The 14,401-nt window shown below is 68.5% G+C and carries 14 protein-coding genes and 1 pseudogene; 8 read left to right on the top strand and 7 right to left on the bottom strand.

All coding sequences use genetic code 11. The features are described from left to right. Positions 1–63: 63 nt before the first annotated feature. Positions 64–585: a DUF2244 domain-containing protein gene (locus AZC_RS18970; RefSeq protein ID WP_012172206.1), complete on the bottom strand. Its 522-nt coding sequence runs from the start codon at positions 583–585 to the stop codon at positions 64–66. 175 nt (positions 586–760) lie between these two features. On the opposite strand from AZC_RS18970, the gene nth reads away from it, so the two are divergent. Further along, entirely contained in the window at positions 761–1,687 is a 927-nt protein-coding gene (gene nth, locus AZC_RS18975; protein WP_420794836.1) for an endonuclease III, read from the top strand. Positions 1,688–1,693: 6 nt separating this feature from the next. Here nth and AZC_RS18980 read toward each other — a convergent pair whose 3' ends face one another. The 3 genes from AZC_RS18980 to AZC_RS18990 form a co-directional block, all read right to left on the bottom strand. After that, entirely contained in the window at positions 1,694–2,407 is a 714-nt protein-coding gene (locus tag AZC_RS18980; RefSeq protein ID WP_012172208.1) for a sulfate transporter family protein, read from the bottom strand. A 122-nt stretch (positions 2,408–2,529) separates the two neighbouring features. Continuing rightward, positions 2,530–3,045 carry a hypothetical protein gene (locus AZC_RS18985; RefSeq protein WP_052286004.1) on the bottom strand — a complete coding sequence of 172 codons (516 nt, stop codon included), beginning with the start codon at positions 3,043–3,045 and terminating at the stop codon, positions 2,530–2,532. 170 nt (positions 3,046–3,215) lie between these two features. Continuing rightward, entirely contained in the window at positions 3,216–3,668 is a 453-nt protein-coding gene (locus tag AZC_RS18990) for a DUF3574 domain-containing protein (protein WP_052286005.1), read from the bottom strand. A gap of 196 nt (positions 3,669–3,864) precedes the next feature. Between AZC_RS18990 and AZC_RS18995 the strand changes: the two genes are divergently transcribed. The 6 genes from AZC_RS18995 (at position 3,865) to AZC_RS19020 (ending at position 11,809) form a co-directional block, all read left to right on the top strand. Then, the gene (locus tag AZC_RS18995; protein WP_052286006.1) at positions 3,865–4,476 is read left to right on the top strand and encodes a TetR/AcrR family transcriptional regulator; all 612 of its coding nucleotides are present in this window, start codon (positions 3,865–3,867) and stop codon (positions 4,474–4,476) included. A gap of 74 nt (positions 4,477–4,550) precedes the next feature. After that, on the top strand, positions 4,551–5,750 hold the full coding sequence (locus tag AZC_RS19000) for an efflux RND transporter periplasmic adaptor subunit (RefSeq protein ID WP_012172212.1): 1,200 nt from the start codon (positions 4,551–4,553) through the stop codon (positions 5,748–5,750). Beyond that, positions 5,750–8,887 (top strand): efflux RND transporter permease subunit, encoded by a 3,138-nt coding sequence (locus AZC_RS19005; protein ID WP_012172213.1) that lies wholly within the window; start codon positions 5,750–5,752, stop codon positions 8,885–8,887. The genes AZC_RS19000 and AZC_RS19005 overlap by 1 nt, the downstream gene beginning before the upstream one ends. A 306-nt stretch (positions 8,888–9,193) precedes the next feature. After that, positions 9,194–10,324, top strand: coding sequence for a methionine ABC transporter ATP-binding protein (locus tag AZC_RS19010; protein WP_012172214.1), 1,131 nt, complete (start codon positions 9,194–9,196; stop codon positions 10,322–10,324). After that, positions 10,317–10,991 (top strand): methionine ABC transporter permease, encoded by a 675-nt coding sequence (locus AZC_RS19015; RefSeq protein ID WP_012172215.1) that lies wholly within the window; start codon positions 10,317–10,319, stop codon positions 10,989–10,991. The genes AZC_RS19010 and AZC_RS19015 overlap by 8 nt, the downstream gene beginning before the upstream one ends. A gap of 23 nt (positions 10,992–11,014) precedes the next feature. Next, on the top strand, positions 11,015–11,809 hold the full coding sequence (locus AZC_RS19020; RefSeq protein ID WP_012172216.1) for a MetQ/NlpA family ABC transporter substrate-binding protein: 795 nt from the start codon (positions 11,015–11,017) through the stop codon (positions 11,807–11,809). 69 nt (positions 11,810–11,878) lie between these two features. Here the strand turns inward: AZC_RS19020 and AZC_RS19025 are convergent, their stop codons facing one another. After that, entirely contained in the window at positions 11,879–12,199 is a 321-nt protein-coding gene (locus AZC_RS19025) for a hypothetical protein (protein WP_043879603.1), read from the bottom strand. Between the two features lie 347 nt (positions 12,200–12,546). Beyond that, a pseudogene (locus tag AZC_RS19030) lies at positions 12,547–12,969 on the bottom strand (low affinity iron permease family protein); the annotation flags it as partial. A gap of 84 nt (positions 12,970–13,053) precedes the next feature. Here AZC_RS19030 and AZC_RS19035 point away from each other — a divergent pair. Beyond that, entirely contained in the window at positions 13,054–13,473 is a 420-nt protein-coding gene (locus tag AZC_RS19035; protein WP_012172219.1) for an MAPEG family protein, read from the top strand. On the opposite strand, the gene AZC_RS19040 is transcribed toward AZC_RS19035, so the two are convergent. After that, positions 13,463–14,392, bottom strand: coding sequence for a LysR substrate-binding domain-containing protein (locus AZC_RS19040; protein ID WP_043879604.1), 930 nt, complete (start codon positions 14,390–14,392; stop codon positions 13,463–13,465). The genes AZC_RS19035 and AZC_RS19040 overlap by 11 nt on opposite strands. Positions 14,393–14,401: the final 9 nt, after the last annotated feature.

Consider the following 14,401-nt stretch of genomic DNA (forward strand, 5'->3'; position numbering starts at 1 on the left):
TTCGTGCCATCACAGCACCGGCCGCGCCAGCGGGCCACCCGATTTCACCGCCGCGCGCCCCGATCAGAAATGGGTGCGGGTGACGCCGCGCTTCACCTCGCTCAGGGCATGGGTGAGGTCATCGGCCAGCGCGCCCTTCTGGATAGGACCGAGGAAGCCGCCGACCGGCGTCTCCCGTCCCTGCGAGACGAGGGCCAGGGCGAGCGTGCCGTGGTCCTCGTCATCCTGCCGCTTCACCCGCGTCCAGAAGGGATTCATGCGCGCCTCCCAGCCTTTCCCCCGCGCGGGCACATGGCGCACTTCCACGAGGCTCGGGGTGATGCGGATGAATTCGCGCGCGTCCGCCGCCCGGAAGTTGGCCTTGAAGGCCCAATAGACCAAGAGCACATCGAGCCCGAAGAAGCCGAAGATAGGCCAGGCGCCCATGGCGAGGAACATTACACCCGAGCCGAAGCTGAGGCCGCCGATGATGAGCATGACGATGACGAAGCCCCGCTTCGACAACGAGCGATGCGGGGCGAGTGTGGCGGCGAAAACCGTGGGCTCCTCGTCCGGAACGACGGGCGGGTCGTTGGCGTCGGTCATGGCTGCACAGTATACGTGAAAAATGCCGCGAAAGACGACTGGCTCCGCGCCGCCTCCCGTGCCCGCCAAGGCCACCGGCCGCAAGGCGGCCCCTGTCGCCCCGTCCGACCAGAAGGAAGCGCCGGCAAAAGCGGCGAAAGCCGGCGCGGGCAAGGAGACCGGCGCCCGCACGGTGATGCCGGCCAAGGCCAATGCAGGAGCGCCGAAAGCGACCGCTCCGAAGACTGGGGCGTCACTCGCCTCCCCGGCTCCCGCCACGAAGGCCACTGCCAAGGCTGTGTCGAGCACCAAAGCCGCATCGACCACGAAGCCCCGCAAGGCGCCGGCCAGCACGCGATCCGGCCTCGCGCCGCCCAAGGGGCTCAAGGCGAAGGCCGAGGCGGCGGGGCTCGCGCCCGGTGCCGCAAAGCCCCGCCGCCGGGCGGTGGCCAATGCGGCGGCGGCGGTGCACGGGCGCACCGTCACGCCCTGGAGCGACGACGACATCTTCGAGGCCTTCTCCCGCTTCGAGCGGCTGAACCCGGAGCCGAAGGGCGAGCTGGAATATCACGACCCCTTCACTTTGCTGGTGGCGGTGGTTCTCTCCGCGCAGGCGACAGACGTCGGCGTCAACAAGGCGACGCGCGGCCTCTTCGCCGCCGCCCCGACGCCCAAGGCCATGTTCGCGCTCGGCGAGGAAGGGGTCGCGCAGTTCATCCGCACCCTCGGCCTCTATCGCGGCAAGGCGAAGAATGTGGTGGAGCTGTCCCGCCTGCTGCTGGAGAAGCACGACGGCGTGGTGCCGCCGGACCGCGAGGCACTGGAGGCGCTGCCCGGCGTCGGTCGCAAGACGGCGAATGTGGTGCTGAACATCGCCTTCGGCCTGCCCACCATTGCGGTGGACACCCACCTCTTCCGCGTCGCGAACCGCACCGGGCTCGCGCCGGGGGCGACGCCGCTGGACGTGGAGCTGGCGCTCGAAAAGCGCATCCCCGACCGCTTCAAGCTGCACGCCCACCACTGGCTGATCCTGCACGGGCGCTACATCTGCAAGGCCCTGCGCCCCGACTGTCCCATCTGTCCCATCAACGACCTCTGCCGCTGGCCGGACAAGCCGATCTGAGCCCGCTCAGGCCGAGACCTTCCGCCCCTCGATCAGCGGCCCCTGCCCCATGCCGGCGCCGGGCACCGGGGCAAGGCGGCGGTGGAGGTGGACCATCAGCGCCGTGCCGTAGACCGGCGTGATGAGGTTGAGGAAGGGGATGAACAGCACCGGCACGATGAGCAGGCCGGCGAGGAAGACCTGAACCGCATGCGCCTGCCGCAGCGCCCGCGCCTCTTCCGGCGTGCGATAGCGCATGGCCGCCAGCTCGAAATATTCGCGGCTGAGCAGATAGGCGTTGGCGACATAGAAGATGATGATGTTGACGCCCGGCACCAGCAGCAGGAAGAGCGCGCCGAGGTTCACCGCCAGCACCACGCCGAAGAAGCGGATGGAGGCGAGGATGGAGCGGCCCAGCGGCTGCGGGCGGCCGAGGGGATCGTTGGGATAGCTCTCCTTCTCCACCGCCTCGGCCACGTCGTCGAGGAAGAGGCCCGCCACCAGCGAGGAGGCCGCCGGCGTCAGATAGAGCGCGCCGAACACGAGGCCGAGCCCGCCGAGGATGGCGACCAGCGTGTCGAGCCAGGGATAGGGCAGCGTCGCCAGATGCTGGAGGGCCGCGTTGAGGCCGATGGCCATCACGATCAGCAGGCCGATGGCGAGCGCGACCGACTTCAGGAGGACGCCGCGCAGAAGCGGCGAGAAGACCTGACCGAAGGCGGTGATGGCGGCAGAGAACATCGGGGCTCCCACAAGATGCACCGGTAACCGGCGCCCTTCAGGTGGGCATGGCGTGCCCGCGGCTCAAGGGGCATGCCCGGCGGCGGGCGGGGGACCGCCGCCGGGGCCCGTCGCTCAGAGGCTCACGGATGGCAGTGCAGGCCACCATAGGGGCCGCGGTAGCAGACACCGCCGCGCGCATACCACCAGTCGATGAAGAGGCTGGCGCTGGTGCCGGTGGCCGGCTTGTCATCGCTCAGCGTGCGGTACGTATAAGTGAGCGTGTCGCCGCTCAGCACCGGATTGGTCAGCTCGACCACGGCAGTGACCGGCTTGCCATCCACCGTGACGGAGAGGGTGGCGTTCGGCGGATCGCGCTCGAAGCTGTCCTTGCCGGCATTCCAGAACTTGGTGAACTCGGCGGTGGGGGTGTCGCCGGTCATGCGCTCGGGGCGATCGGCGAACATGAGCGTCTGGGGGGCGACGCCCTTGAGGGTGAGGGTCTTGTCGCTGACCGTCACGGAATCGGCCACCTGCACGAACAGCCAGTTGGCCGGCTTCATCGGCTCGGTGGTTCCCTTCATGTCCTGGGCCTGAGCCCCCGACACGGCGCAGGCCATTCCAAAGAGGATGGCGCAGATTTTGGCTTTCAAAGACATGGGCACCGGTCTCCAGCGTGCCGGGCGTCAACGCCCGAGACACGGTAGCACCCTACGCACAAGCGTGATCTTTGCAATGAATTCGCAATTGCATTCAGGGCCTTAGTATATTTCCGGACGAACGCGCGCTCCGGCCGGGAACCGCACGGCAGGTTCGCTTTCCGCGCGTGTCAGGGCGTGATGCGAACCGGGAAATCCAGATGCCGGATGCCGGCGCCGGGGAAGCGCGCCTTGTACTGGGCCTTCACCTCGCCGACCTTGGACTGCGCATCGGGCGTGTTGGGATGCACCAGCAGGACCATCTTGGTGCCCGCATGCAGCATGGCCGCGATGCCGCCGGCCGCGCCCGCGCCCTGGCCGTAGGCGTCCAGCACCGTCATCCCGTCGGGAAAGCGCGGGCGCACCACGTCTTCCATAAACTGGGCGAACTGCTGTTCGCTGACGCCCGCGCCATCGGCGGTGGAGAGGCTGAAGAAAAGCTGGGTCTCCAGCATCACGCTGTCCGCCCAAGGCGTCGCCGCCCAGCCGGGGCTGGCGGCCGGGGCCGGCGCCTGCCCCTGAGCGGCAGCAGCGGTGAGGCCACAGAGCAGAACCACGGGAACGAGCAGGGGGCGGAACGGCACGGCGGCACTCCTTCGATGTCCCTCAAGTTCTAGTGGCGATACCGCCGCCGTTGAAGAGGCCATCCCGTCTGGCGGGCCTGCGGGCCCGTATCACGCACAGGACATTGGAAACCATGTCCTGATATCCCGCCCTTGACGCTCCCAAACGAGAGGCGCATATGCGAGCGAACGTTCATTCGCACCCTAGGGAAGCTGCGTGACACTCACCGAGCCGCAGGATCACCGGACGGAACAGCGCCAGCGCATCCTCGATGCCGCCGCCACCTGCTTTTCGCGCGAGGGCTTCCACGGCACGTCCATGCAGCAGATCTGCACGGAGGCGGGCATGAGCCCCGGCGCGCTCTATCGCTACTTCCCCTCCAAGGAAGCGATCATCGGCGCCATCGTGGAGGCCGAGCGCGCGGAGCGCACCCGCCTGTTCGACGCGCTGCGCCAGTCGGAGAGCCTCATGGCCGGCCTCACCGCCGCCATGGCGGAACTGCTCACGGGGACGCAGTCCATGTGCGACCGCCTGGGCGCGGAGATCTTCGCGGAAGGGTCGCGCAATCCCAAGCTGCGCGAGCTTCTCGATCCGATGGAGCGCGAAAGCCATCAGATGCTGCGGGACCTGCTCGCCGAGGCGCAGCGGCGCGGGGAGATCGCGGCCGACGTCGATCTCGAAGCGCTGCAGGTGCTGCTGCTCGCCATCGGCGACGGGCTGATGCTCAACCATCAGAGATGGCCGCACTTCGACATTCCCGGCCGCCTCGCCGCCCTGTCAGGCCTGATGGGCCGCATGATCTCGCCGCGCGGGACGGATGTGCCATGAGCCCTCGTCCCGCCACCATTGCCGCGCGCACTGTGCGCAACCTCCGGTTCATCCGTTCCTTCGGAGACGCTTCCATGTCCGCCCGTCCGGCGCCTGTCCGCTTCCGCCTGCTCGCCGCGCTCACCGTCCTGAGCTTTGCGTCGGGACCGTTCGCACCAGCCCAGGCGGCGGCGCCGCAGGCCAAGGGCCTGACCATCAGCGTGGTGCGCCCCGAGAAGCAGGAACTGCACGATACCCTGCTCGTCACCGGCTCCCTGCTGCCGCGCGAGGAAATCCAGGTGGGGCCGGAAATCGAGGGCTACCGCCTCACCGAAATCCTCGCCGAGGTGGGGGACACGGTCCAGAAGGGGCAGGTGCTCGCCCGCCTGTCCCGTGACGTGCTCGACACCCAGCTCGCGCAGAACACCGCCAATGCCGCGAAGGCCAAGGCCACCATCGCCCAGCAGCGCGCGGCGCTCGATCAGGCGCTGGCGCAGGAGACGGAAGCCAATTCCGCCGCCGAGCGTACCCGCCAGTTGCGCAAGACCGGCGTCTCCACGCAGGAGACCCTGGACGAGCGTGAGCGCGCCGTGAAGGTCACCGCCGCGCAGGTGGTCGCCGCCCGGGAGAGCCTCAAAGCCGCCGAGGCCGATGCCGTGCTGGTGCAGGCCCAGCGGGCCGAACTGGAGCTGAAGCTCCAGCGCACCGAGGTGCGGGCTCCGGAAGCCGGGCTCATCCTCGCCCGCGACGCCCGCATCGGCGCCATCGCCTTGTCCACCCGCAGCGAGCCGCTGTTCCGCATCGCCAAGGACGGCGCCATCGACCTCGACGCGGAAGTGCCCGAGGTCGCCCTGCCCCGCCTCGCGGTCGGCCAGACCGTCGCCGTGACGCCGGCCGGCTTCAACCGGTCGGTGGAGGGCAAGGTGCGCCTCATCTCGGCGGAAGTGGACAAGGCGACCCGTCTCGGCCGCGCCAAGATCGCCCTGCCCACCCAGCCCGACCTGCGGCCGGGCGCCTTCGCCCGCGGCGTGGTGCTGCTGGACCGCCGCTGGGGCCTTTCTGTGCCGCAGTCCGCGGTCATGTTCGACGCCAACGGCGCCTACATCCTCGTTGTGAAGGACGGCGTCATCCATGAACGCCGCGTGCACACGGGCATCAAGACCGGCGGGCGCGTGGAGCTCATCGACGGCGCCCAGCCGGACGATCTCGTCGTGGCGCGTGCGGCCGGTTTCCTGCGCGAAGGCGACAGGGTCACGCCGGCCGAGGCCGGCAAGAGCGTGAGCGAGGCCCGCTGATGGCTCTCAACGTCTCAGCCTGGGCGATCCGCAAGCCCATTCCGTCCCTCGTCCTGTTCGTCGTGCTGACGGCGCTGGGACTGGTGCATTTCCGCTCCCTGCCCGTCACGCAGATGCCGAACATCGACATCCCCATCGTGATGGTGACCATCAGCCAGCCGGGCGCCGCGCCCAGCGAACTGGAGACGCAGGTCACCAAGAAGGTGGAGAACGCCATCGCCGGCGTCGCCGGCGTCAAGCACATCACCTCCTCCATCTCCGACGGCACCTCGGTGACCACGGTGGAGTTCCATCTGGAGACCATGGTGGACCGCGCGGTGAACGACAGCCGCGACGCCGTCACCAAGATCCGCTCGGAACTGCCGCAGAGCATCGAGGAGCCGCAGGTCCAGCGCGTGGACATCGAAGGCCTGCCCATCGTCACCTATGCGGTGTCGGCCCCCTCCATGAGCACCGAAGAGGTCTCCTGGTTCGTGGACGACACCATCGCCCGCGCCGTTCAGGGCGTTCGTGGCGTGGCGCAGGTGAAGCGCGAGGGCGGCGTCAACCGGGAGATCCGCGTCTCGCTCGATCCCGAGCGCCTGACCGCGCTCGGCATCACCGCCGCCGAAGTGAGTCGCCAGCTGCGGGCCACGAACGTCGATGTCTCCGGCGGCCGGGGACAGCTCGGCACGCAGGAGCAGACCATCCGCACGCTGGCCGGCGCCGCCAACATGGAGCAGCTCGGCAACACGCGCATCGCCCTCAGCAACGGACGCTACGTGCGCCTCAGCGACCTCGGCACCGTCACCGACGGGGCGGCCGAGCAGCGGGTGTTCGCGCGTCTCGACGGCAAGCCGGTGGTGGCCTTCGGCGTCTACCGCGCCAAGGGCTTCTCGGACGTGGTGGTCTATGACCGGGTGGGCGAGGAACTGAAGAGGCTTGAGGCGCGCTATCCCGCCGTCACCATCACCGAGATCGACACCACGGTGCGCTACACCAAGTCCGACTACCAGTCGGCCATGCACACGCTGATCGAGGGCGCGATCCTCGCGGTGATCGTGGTGTTCCTGTTCCTGCGCGACTGGCGGGCGACCATCATCACCGCCACCGCCATCCCGCTCTCCATCCTGCCCACCTTCTGGATCATGGACACGCTCGGCTTCTCGCTGAACGGCGTCAGCCTGCTGGCCATCACGCTGGTCACGGGCATCCTGGTGGACGACGCCATCGTGGAGATCGAGAACATCGTCCGCCACATGCGGGAGGGCAAATCGCCCTATCGCGCCGCCATCGAGGCGGCGGACGAGATCGGCCTTGCCGTTGTGGCGACCACCCTCACCATCGCGGCGGTGTTCGCGCCCGTGTCCTTCATGGGCGGCATCGCGGGCCAGTATTTCAAGCAGTTCGGCCTGACGGTGGCCATCGCCGTGCTGTTCTCGCTGCTGGTGGCGCGCCTCATCACGCCGCTGCTGGCGGCCTATTTCCTGCGCGACACCGGACACCGGGAGAGCGAGGACGGCTTCATCATGCGCCGGTACGTGACCCTGCTGGGCTGGTCGGTGCGGCACCGCTTCGCCACCATCCTCATGGGCTTTGCGGTGTTCGCGGGCAGCATCTATCTGGCCACCCTGCTGCCCTCCGGCTTCCTGCCGGCCAACGACATCTCGCGCTCGCTGCTCTCGGTGGAACTGCCCCCCGGCTCCACCATCGAGGAGACGCAGGAGGTGGCGGACCGCATCACCGCCATCATGGCCGCCCAGCCGGAAGTGGCGAGCGTCTATGCCACCGCAGGCGGAGGCGGACAGGGCGGCTTCGCCATGACGGCGGGCGAGGTGCGCAAGGCGCAGGTGGTCATCAACCTGAAGCCGCGCTCGGAGCGCAGCACCGCCCAGAAGGCGTTCGAGAGCCGGGTGAGCGCCGAGCTCAGGGCCATACCCGACGTCCGCTACAGCTGGAGCCAGGACGGGCAGACCACCAATCGCGGCTTTGCCGTCATCCTTTCCGGCGCCGATGGCGCGGCGGTGGAGAAGGCGGCGCTGGCGCTGGAGGCGCAGGTGCGCGACCGGGTGCCGGAGCTGACCAATGTGGTGTCCAGCGCCGCGCTGGACCGGCCCGAAATCCGCATCGTGCCCAAGCTCGACCAGGCGGCGGAACTCGGCGTCTCGGTGGACACCATCGCCGAGACCGTGCGCATCGCCACCATCGGCGACGTGGAGGCGAACCTCGCCAAATTCTCCGCCAAGGACCGGCAGGTGGACATCCGCGTGGAACTCGACGAGCGCGCCCGCCGCGACCTCTCGACCTTCGACGCTCTGAAGGTGCCCACCGCTTCCGGCGGGGCCGTGCCGCTGACCACGGTGGCGGACGTCACCTTCGGCAAGGGGCCGACCTCGCTCGACCGCTACGACCGCGCCCGGCGCATCGCGGTGGAAGCCGATCTCGTGGGCACCGCTCCGCTCGGCAATGCGCTGGAGAAGGTGTTCGCCTTGCCCGCCGCCCGCGACCTGCCCCCCGGCGTGACGCTCAAGGAGACCGGCGACGCCGAGATCATGGGCGAGGTGTTCAGCGGCTTCGCCCTCGCCATGGGCGCGGGCATCATGCTGGTGCTGGCGGTGCTGGTGCTGCTGTTCGCGGACCTGCTCCAGCCCATCACCATCCTGATCTCGCTGCCCCTCTCGGTGGGCGGCGCCTTCATTGCCTTGCTGCTGACCGGCAATTCGGTCTCGCTGCCGGTGGTCATCGGCTTCCTCATGCTCATGGGCATCGTGACCAAGAACGCCATCCTGCTGGTGGACTTCGCCATCGAGGCCATGAAGCATGGCGAGAGCCGTTTCGATGCCCTCATGGAATCCGGCCGCAAGCGCGCCCAGCCCATCGTCATGACCACCATCGCCATGGCGGCCGGCATGGTGCCCTCCGCCATCGGCCTCGGCGAAGGCGGTTCCTTCCGTGCGCCCATGGCCATCGCGGTGATCGGCGGCCTCATCGCCTCCACCGTACTGTCGCTGGTGTTCGTGCCGGCGGTCTTCACGGTGATGGACGACCTCAGCCGCTTCGCCGGACGCCACCTGAGCCGCTTCGTCGGGGCCAAGGACGAGCCCGAGACCCACGCGGCCCCGCCGGCCAAGCCCCAGTTGCACCGCGCGGCCGAATAGCCGCCGGTTCGCGAGCCCTGCCCGCCACGCAATTCACATCTGCGCGGCGGGCTTAAATCCAACTCACCTTATATGTTGACTTGTTCGTCAAACCGAACGATTGTGCGTCGCATCGAGGCCCGATAACGGACGGGTGACGCCCATGATGTGCCGCTGCTGCTGTTGATGTCTGTCCCCCGAGGACAAGACCCGCCCTGCGACCCGCATCCTGTTCGGCCCATTCCCGCTCCGCCTGGTACAAAGTCCGTCACGACGAACGGCCTCCCCCTGCGCAGCGAACGTGCCGGTTGACGACCGGAGGTAAACGTGAACGCTCCCCTGTCCATCGCGCCGCAGCCCGCCGGCGCCGCCGGAGCCCAAGCCCCCGTGACCGACGCCCCCGTGCCCCACGCTCCTGCGGTGATCCGTTTCGAGCGGATCGAGAAGACATACCCCGCCCGCGCCGCCTCGGGCGCCGTGGCGGCGCTTCAGGATGTGAACCTCACCGTTCCCGAAGGCGCCATCGTCGGCGTGATCGGGCGCTCCGGCGCCGGCAAGTCCACCCTCATTCGCCTCGTGAACGGGCTGGAGCGGGCGACCTCGGGCCGCCTGATCGTGGACGGCACCGAAATCACCGCGCTCGACGAGGGGGGCCTGCGCGCGGCCCGGCGCTCCATCGGCATGATCTTCCAGCACTTCAACCTGCTGGCCCGCCGCACCGCCTTCGGAAATGTCGCCCTGCCGCTGGAAATCGCCGGCGTGCCGTCGCGCGAGATCAAGGCGCGGGTGGAGCCGCTGCTCGACCTCGTGGGCCTCGGCGACAAGCGCGACCGCTATCCCGCCGAACTCTCCGGCGGCCAGAAGCAGCGCGTCGGCATCGCCCGCGCCCTTGCCATGCGCCCGCGCGTGCTGCTCTCGGACGAGGCGACCTCCGCCCTCGATCCCGAGACCACGAACCAGATCCTCGCCCTGCTGCGCAAGGTGAATGCCGAACTGAACCTCACCGTCCTGCTCATCACCCACGAGATGGCCGTCATCAAGTCGGTGGCCGACCGCGTGGCGGTGCTGGACGGCGGGCGCATCGTCGAGGAAGGCCGCACCTTCGAGATCTTCGCGCGGCCCCGTCACCCGACGACCCGCTCCTTCCTCTCGGCCCTCACCGGCGCCACCCTGCCGGCCTATTTCGTGGACCGGCTGAAGCCCGATTACACGCCGGGTGCGGAGGCGGTGCTGCGCATCGTCTTCACCGGCGCCCATGCCACCGATCCCGTGCTCTCGCGGGTGGCCCGCGACCTCGGCATCGACATCAACATCATCCAGGCCCAGGTGGACGACATCGCCGGCGAGCCGTTCGGCGTCATCGTCGTCTCCGTTCCCGGCGACCCGCAGACGCTGAGCGGCGTCGTCGCCACGGTGGAGGGCCTCGGCCATGCCACGGAGGTGGTCGGCTATGTTTGAGATCCTTCCCCCCGCCATCGTCGATCTGCTGATCGAGGCCACGAAGCAGACCCTCTACATGGTGGCGGTCGCCGGCTTCATCGGCACGCTCATCGGCCTGCCGCTGGGCGTGTTCCTCGCCACCAGCCGCTCGGGCGAGCTGTTCGCGGCGCCGTGGCTGAACCACATCCTCGGCCTTGTGGTGAATGCGGCGCGCTCCACGCCCTTCATCATCCTCGTGGTGGCCATCATCCCCTTCACCCGGCTCATCGCCGGCACCTCCATCGGCACCAATGCGGCCATCGTGCCCCTGACGGTGGCGGCGGCCCCCTTCATCGCCCGCCTCATCGAGGCGTCCATCCGCGAGGTGGATCAGGGCCTCGTGGAAGCCGCCCGCGCCATGGGGGCGACGCCGCTCCAGATCGTGCGCAAGGTGCTGCTGCCCGAAGCCCTGCCCTCCATCACGCTCGCCCTCACCCTCGCGGTGGTGAGCCTGCTCGGCTACTCGGCCATGGTCGGAGCGGTGGGCGGTGGCGGCCTCGGCGACCTCGGCATCCGCTTCGGCTACCAGCGCTTCATGCCGGACGTGATGCTGGCGGTGGTGATCGTTCTCATCCTGCTGGTGCAGGGCGTGCAGAGCCTCGGCGACTTCGCCGCCCGCCGCCTCGACAAGCGCAATCGCAACTGATCAAGACCCCAAGGAGACTTCCCATGTTGCTGCGTCACGCTCCCCTGCGGAGCCTCGCCGTGGCCCTGGCCTTCGGCCTCGGCATCGGTGCGGCCAGCGCCGAGACCATCAAGGTCGGCGTCACCCCCGGCCCGCACGCCCAGATCCTGGAAGCGGTGAAGCCCATCGCCGCCAAGCAGGGCCTCGACATCCAGATCGTCGAATTCTCCGATTATGTGGTGCCGAACACGGCGCTCGCCGCCGGCGAGATCCAGGCGAACTCCTTCCAGCACCAGCCCTATCTGGACAATCAGAAGGCCGACCGCGGCTTCAAGCTCGTCTCCGTGGGCACCACGGTGAACTTCCCGATCGGCATCTATTCCAAGAAGTACAAGACCTTCGACGAAGTGCCGGTCGGCGGCACCGTCGCCATCCCGAACGATCCCACAAACGGCGGCCGCGTGCTGCTGCTCCTGCAGGACAAGGGCATCATCAAGCTGCGCGACGGCGTCGGCTTCAAGCCCTCGGTGGCGGACATCACCGCCAACCCGAAGAAGCTGAAGATCGTCGAGATCGACGCCGCCCAGCTGCCGCGCTCCCTGCCCGACGTGGACGCCGCCGGCATCAACACCAATTATGCCAAAGAAGCCGGCCTCGACCCGGTGAAGGACCCGATCCTGCGCGAGGATCCGAAGGGCCCCTACGTCAACGTCATCGCCGTGCGTGAGCAGGACAAGGACAAGCCCTGGGTCGCCATTCTCGTGAAGAGCTACCAGTCTCCCGAGGTGAAGCAGTTCATCCAGGACACCTTCAAGGGCTCGGTGCTCTCCAGCTGGTGAGCCTGCGGCAGACCTGAAGATGCGAACGGCCCGGACCTGCGTCCGGGCCGTTTTCTTTTGGGGAGAGGGTCAGAACCCGGCGCCGAGATTGGCGACCACGCGTTCGCGGGCGGCGCGGATCAGCTCCCGGTAATCGGCATCCTTGGGCTCGTCGAGCGCCTGCTCGAAGGCCGACATGAGCGACCAGAGCGCGGCGATCTCGCCGGGATGCTCCAGAAGGTCGCGCACGCCGTCGGCGTCGTGGCGGTCCATCATCCGCGCCAGCATGTCGAAGACCACGAGGGCTGCGGCATGGTCGAGTTTCAGCACCACCGCCTCGGGCGGCGTGCCAAGGCCGGCCAGCACGGGCGGCTGGGCGGGCGAAGGCGAAAGATCAAGCGGAATGGACATGGAAGCGGACCCTGGCATTCGGTGCGCAATTTTCACTGTCTAAGGGACTTCTGTGTCGGGCGCGCGACAAGATCACGCCAACACTTGTTGCTGTCCTGAGCTTTCTGGGGAGGTGCAGGACATGACGCAGGGGCCTGAAAGCCCTGCGTCCATCCCGGGTCTCAGGAGCTTGCCTCCGCCGCCTTGCACGCGGCGGCTGCGGCGGTGCGCGTGGCCTTTGCCTCCGCGACGGCGGTGTTCTCGCCGGCGGCGGTCGAGCGCACTGTCACTTCGACCTTGCCCTCCCCGGAGCCGCAGATCTCCTGGATGGAGCGTTCCACCGGCTTCACGTCCGCACCCTCGTCCGCCGCGCCGCGCGCCTCGTCCGCCAGTCGCGCATATTCCGCGCGCAGCTTCTCCAGCGTCTCCTCGTCAAGATCCTCGAGGTCCAGGAGCGCCTTGCGCGGCCCTTCGAGGCGCGCGATCAGTTCATCCAGCTTGATCTGGAGGGCGGCGGTGTCGCGGTTCTGGCTGTTCTGGATCAGGAACACCATCAGGAAGGTGATGATGGTGGTCGAGGTGTTGATGATGAGCTGCCACGTGTCGTTGTAGCCAAACAGCGGCCCGGTCGCGCCCCAGATGAGGATGACCACCACCGCGCCGATGAAGGTCACGGGCTTGCCGGCCGCCTTCGAGACACCCTGCGAAATGCGGGTAAAGAGCGGACGGGGGGCCGGACCTGTCCTAAGGTCATCTCCGAGCGCTTGCTCCGTATGGGTTTGTCCAGCCATGGTCCTGCTCCGTATCTGGTGCGGGAGGAACGCGAGCGCGGCAGCGGGAGTTCCTGTACGGCAACGCTCCCGCCGGAGGTATTGATGACCGTCCAGATGATCCTTTTGCCCCTCTTCGTGCAGGTGGCGCTGACCTTTGTGGTGCTGTTCGTGATGGGCGCCCGGCGCCGCACCGCCATCCGTGGCAAGGCCGTGGACCGGGAGGCGGTGTGGGACGACAGCCTGTTTCCGCGCGAAGCCCGCGCACCGGCGAACAATTTCCGCAACCAGTTCGAACTGCCGGTCCTGTTCTATGTGGTGACGGTGCTGGCGCTGGTGACGCGCAAGGCGGACCTGCTGTTCGTCATCCTCGCATGGGTCTTCGTCCTCTCCCGCGTCGCCCATGCCCTCGTGCATTGCACGTCCAACGACATCCGGCTGCGCTTCCCCGCCTTCCTCGTGGGCGTCATCGCCTTGCTCGCCATGTGGGTTCTCTACGCTCTGGCGATCCTGCTCAACGTGTGAGCGCACGTGCCGGGACGGGAACGGAGACGCCCCCCTGCACCACCGCTTCCCCGACCGCCTGCCGCAGGATGGCCTCCAGATGCCGGACCGCCGGTGACGGCTCCCGTTCGGGGCGATGGAGCATGAGGCCGAGCGTGGGCAGTTGCGGCAACCCGTGCGTTGCGGGATCGAGCACGTGCACGCCCGACGGACGGCCGATCTGCGTCCGCAGGACAATCCCGAGGCCCGCGGCCGCCGCCGCCCAGAGGCCGCTGAGGCTCGGGCTGACAAAGGCGAGGCGCCACGCCATCCCCTGCCGGTCGAGATGCGACGCGGCGAGGGTGCGCAGCAGGCAAGGCGCCTCAAGGGCCGCCAGCGGCAGAGGCTCGGTGCCGCCCGCTCGCCAGGAGGCGACGCCATCCTGCGCGGCGAGCCAGCAGAGCGGCACCTCGGCGAGGCGTTCGGCATGGCCCGCCCGCTCGCCCCCATCCCAGGCCAGCGCGAGGTCGAGATGCCCTGAGAGCGTCTTGTCCACCAGTTCGCTGTTGCGCGCGATCCGACTCTCGATGCGCACCTTCGGGTGCGCCCGCGCGAAGCGGCCGAGCACATGGGGCAGGATGGCCTCGCCGAAATCCTCCTGAAGGCCGAGCCGGACCCAGCCTTCCAGTTCCACGCCCCGCAACGCGGTCAGCGCCTCGTCATTCAGATCGAGGAGGCGCCGCGCATAGGAAAGCAACGTCTCGCCCGCATCGGTCAGAGCCAGGCCACGCCCCGCCTTGCGCACCAGAGCGACGCCCGCCTGCTCCTCCAGTTTCTTCAACTGCGCACTCACCGCCGAGGTGGAGCGTCCCAGACGGTCCGAGGCGCGCGCGAAGGAGCCCAGTTCGAAACCCGCAACGAAGCTGCGCAGGGCGTCCATATCCAGATTGGGGATCTGCATCATCAATCC

The organism is Azorhizobium caulinodans ORS 571 (assembly GCF_000010525.1).
GTDB lineage: Bacteria > Pseudomonadota > Alphaproteobacteria > Rhizobiales > Xanthobacteraceae > Azorhizobium > Azorhizobium caulinodans.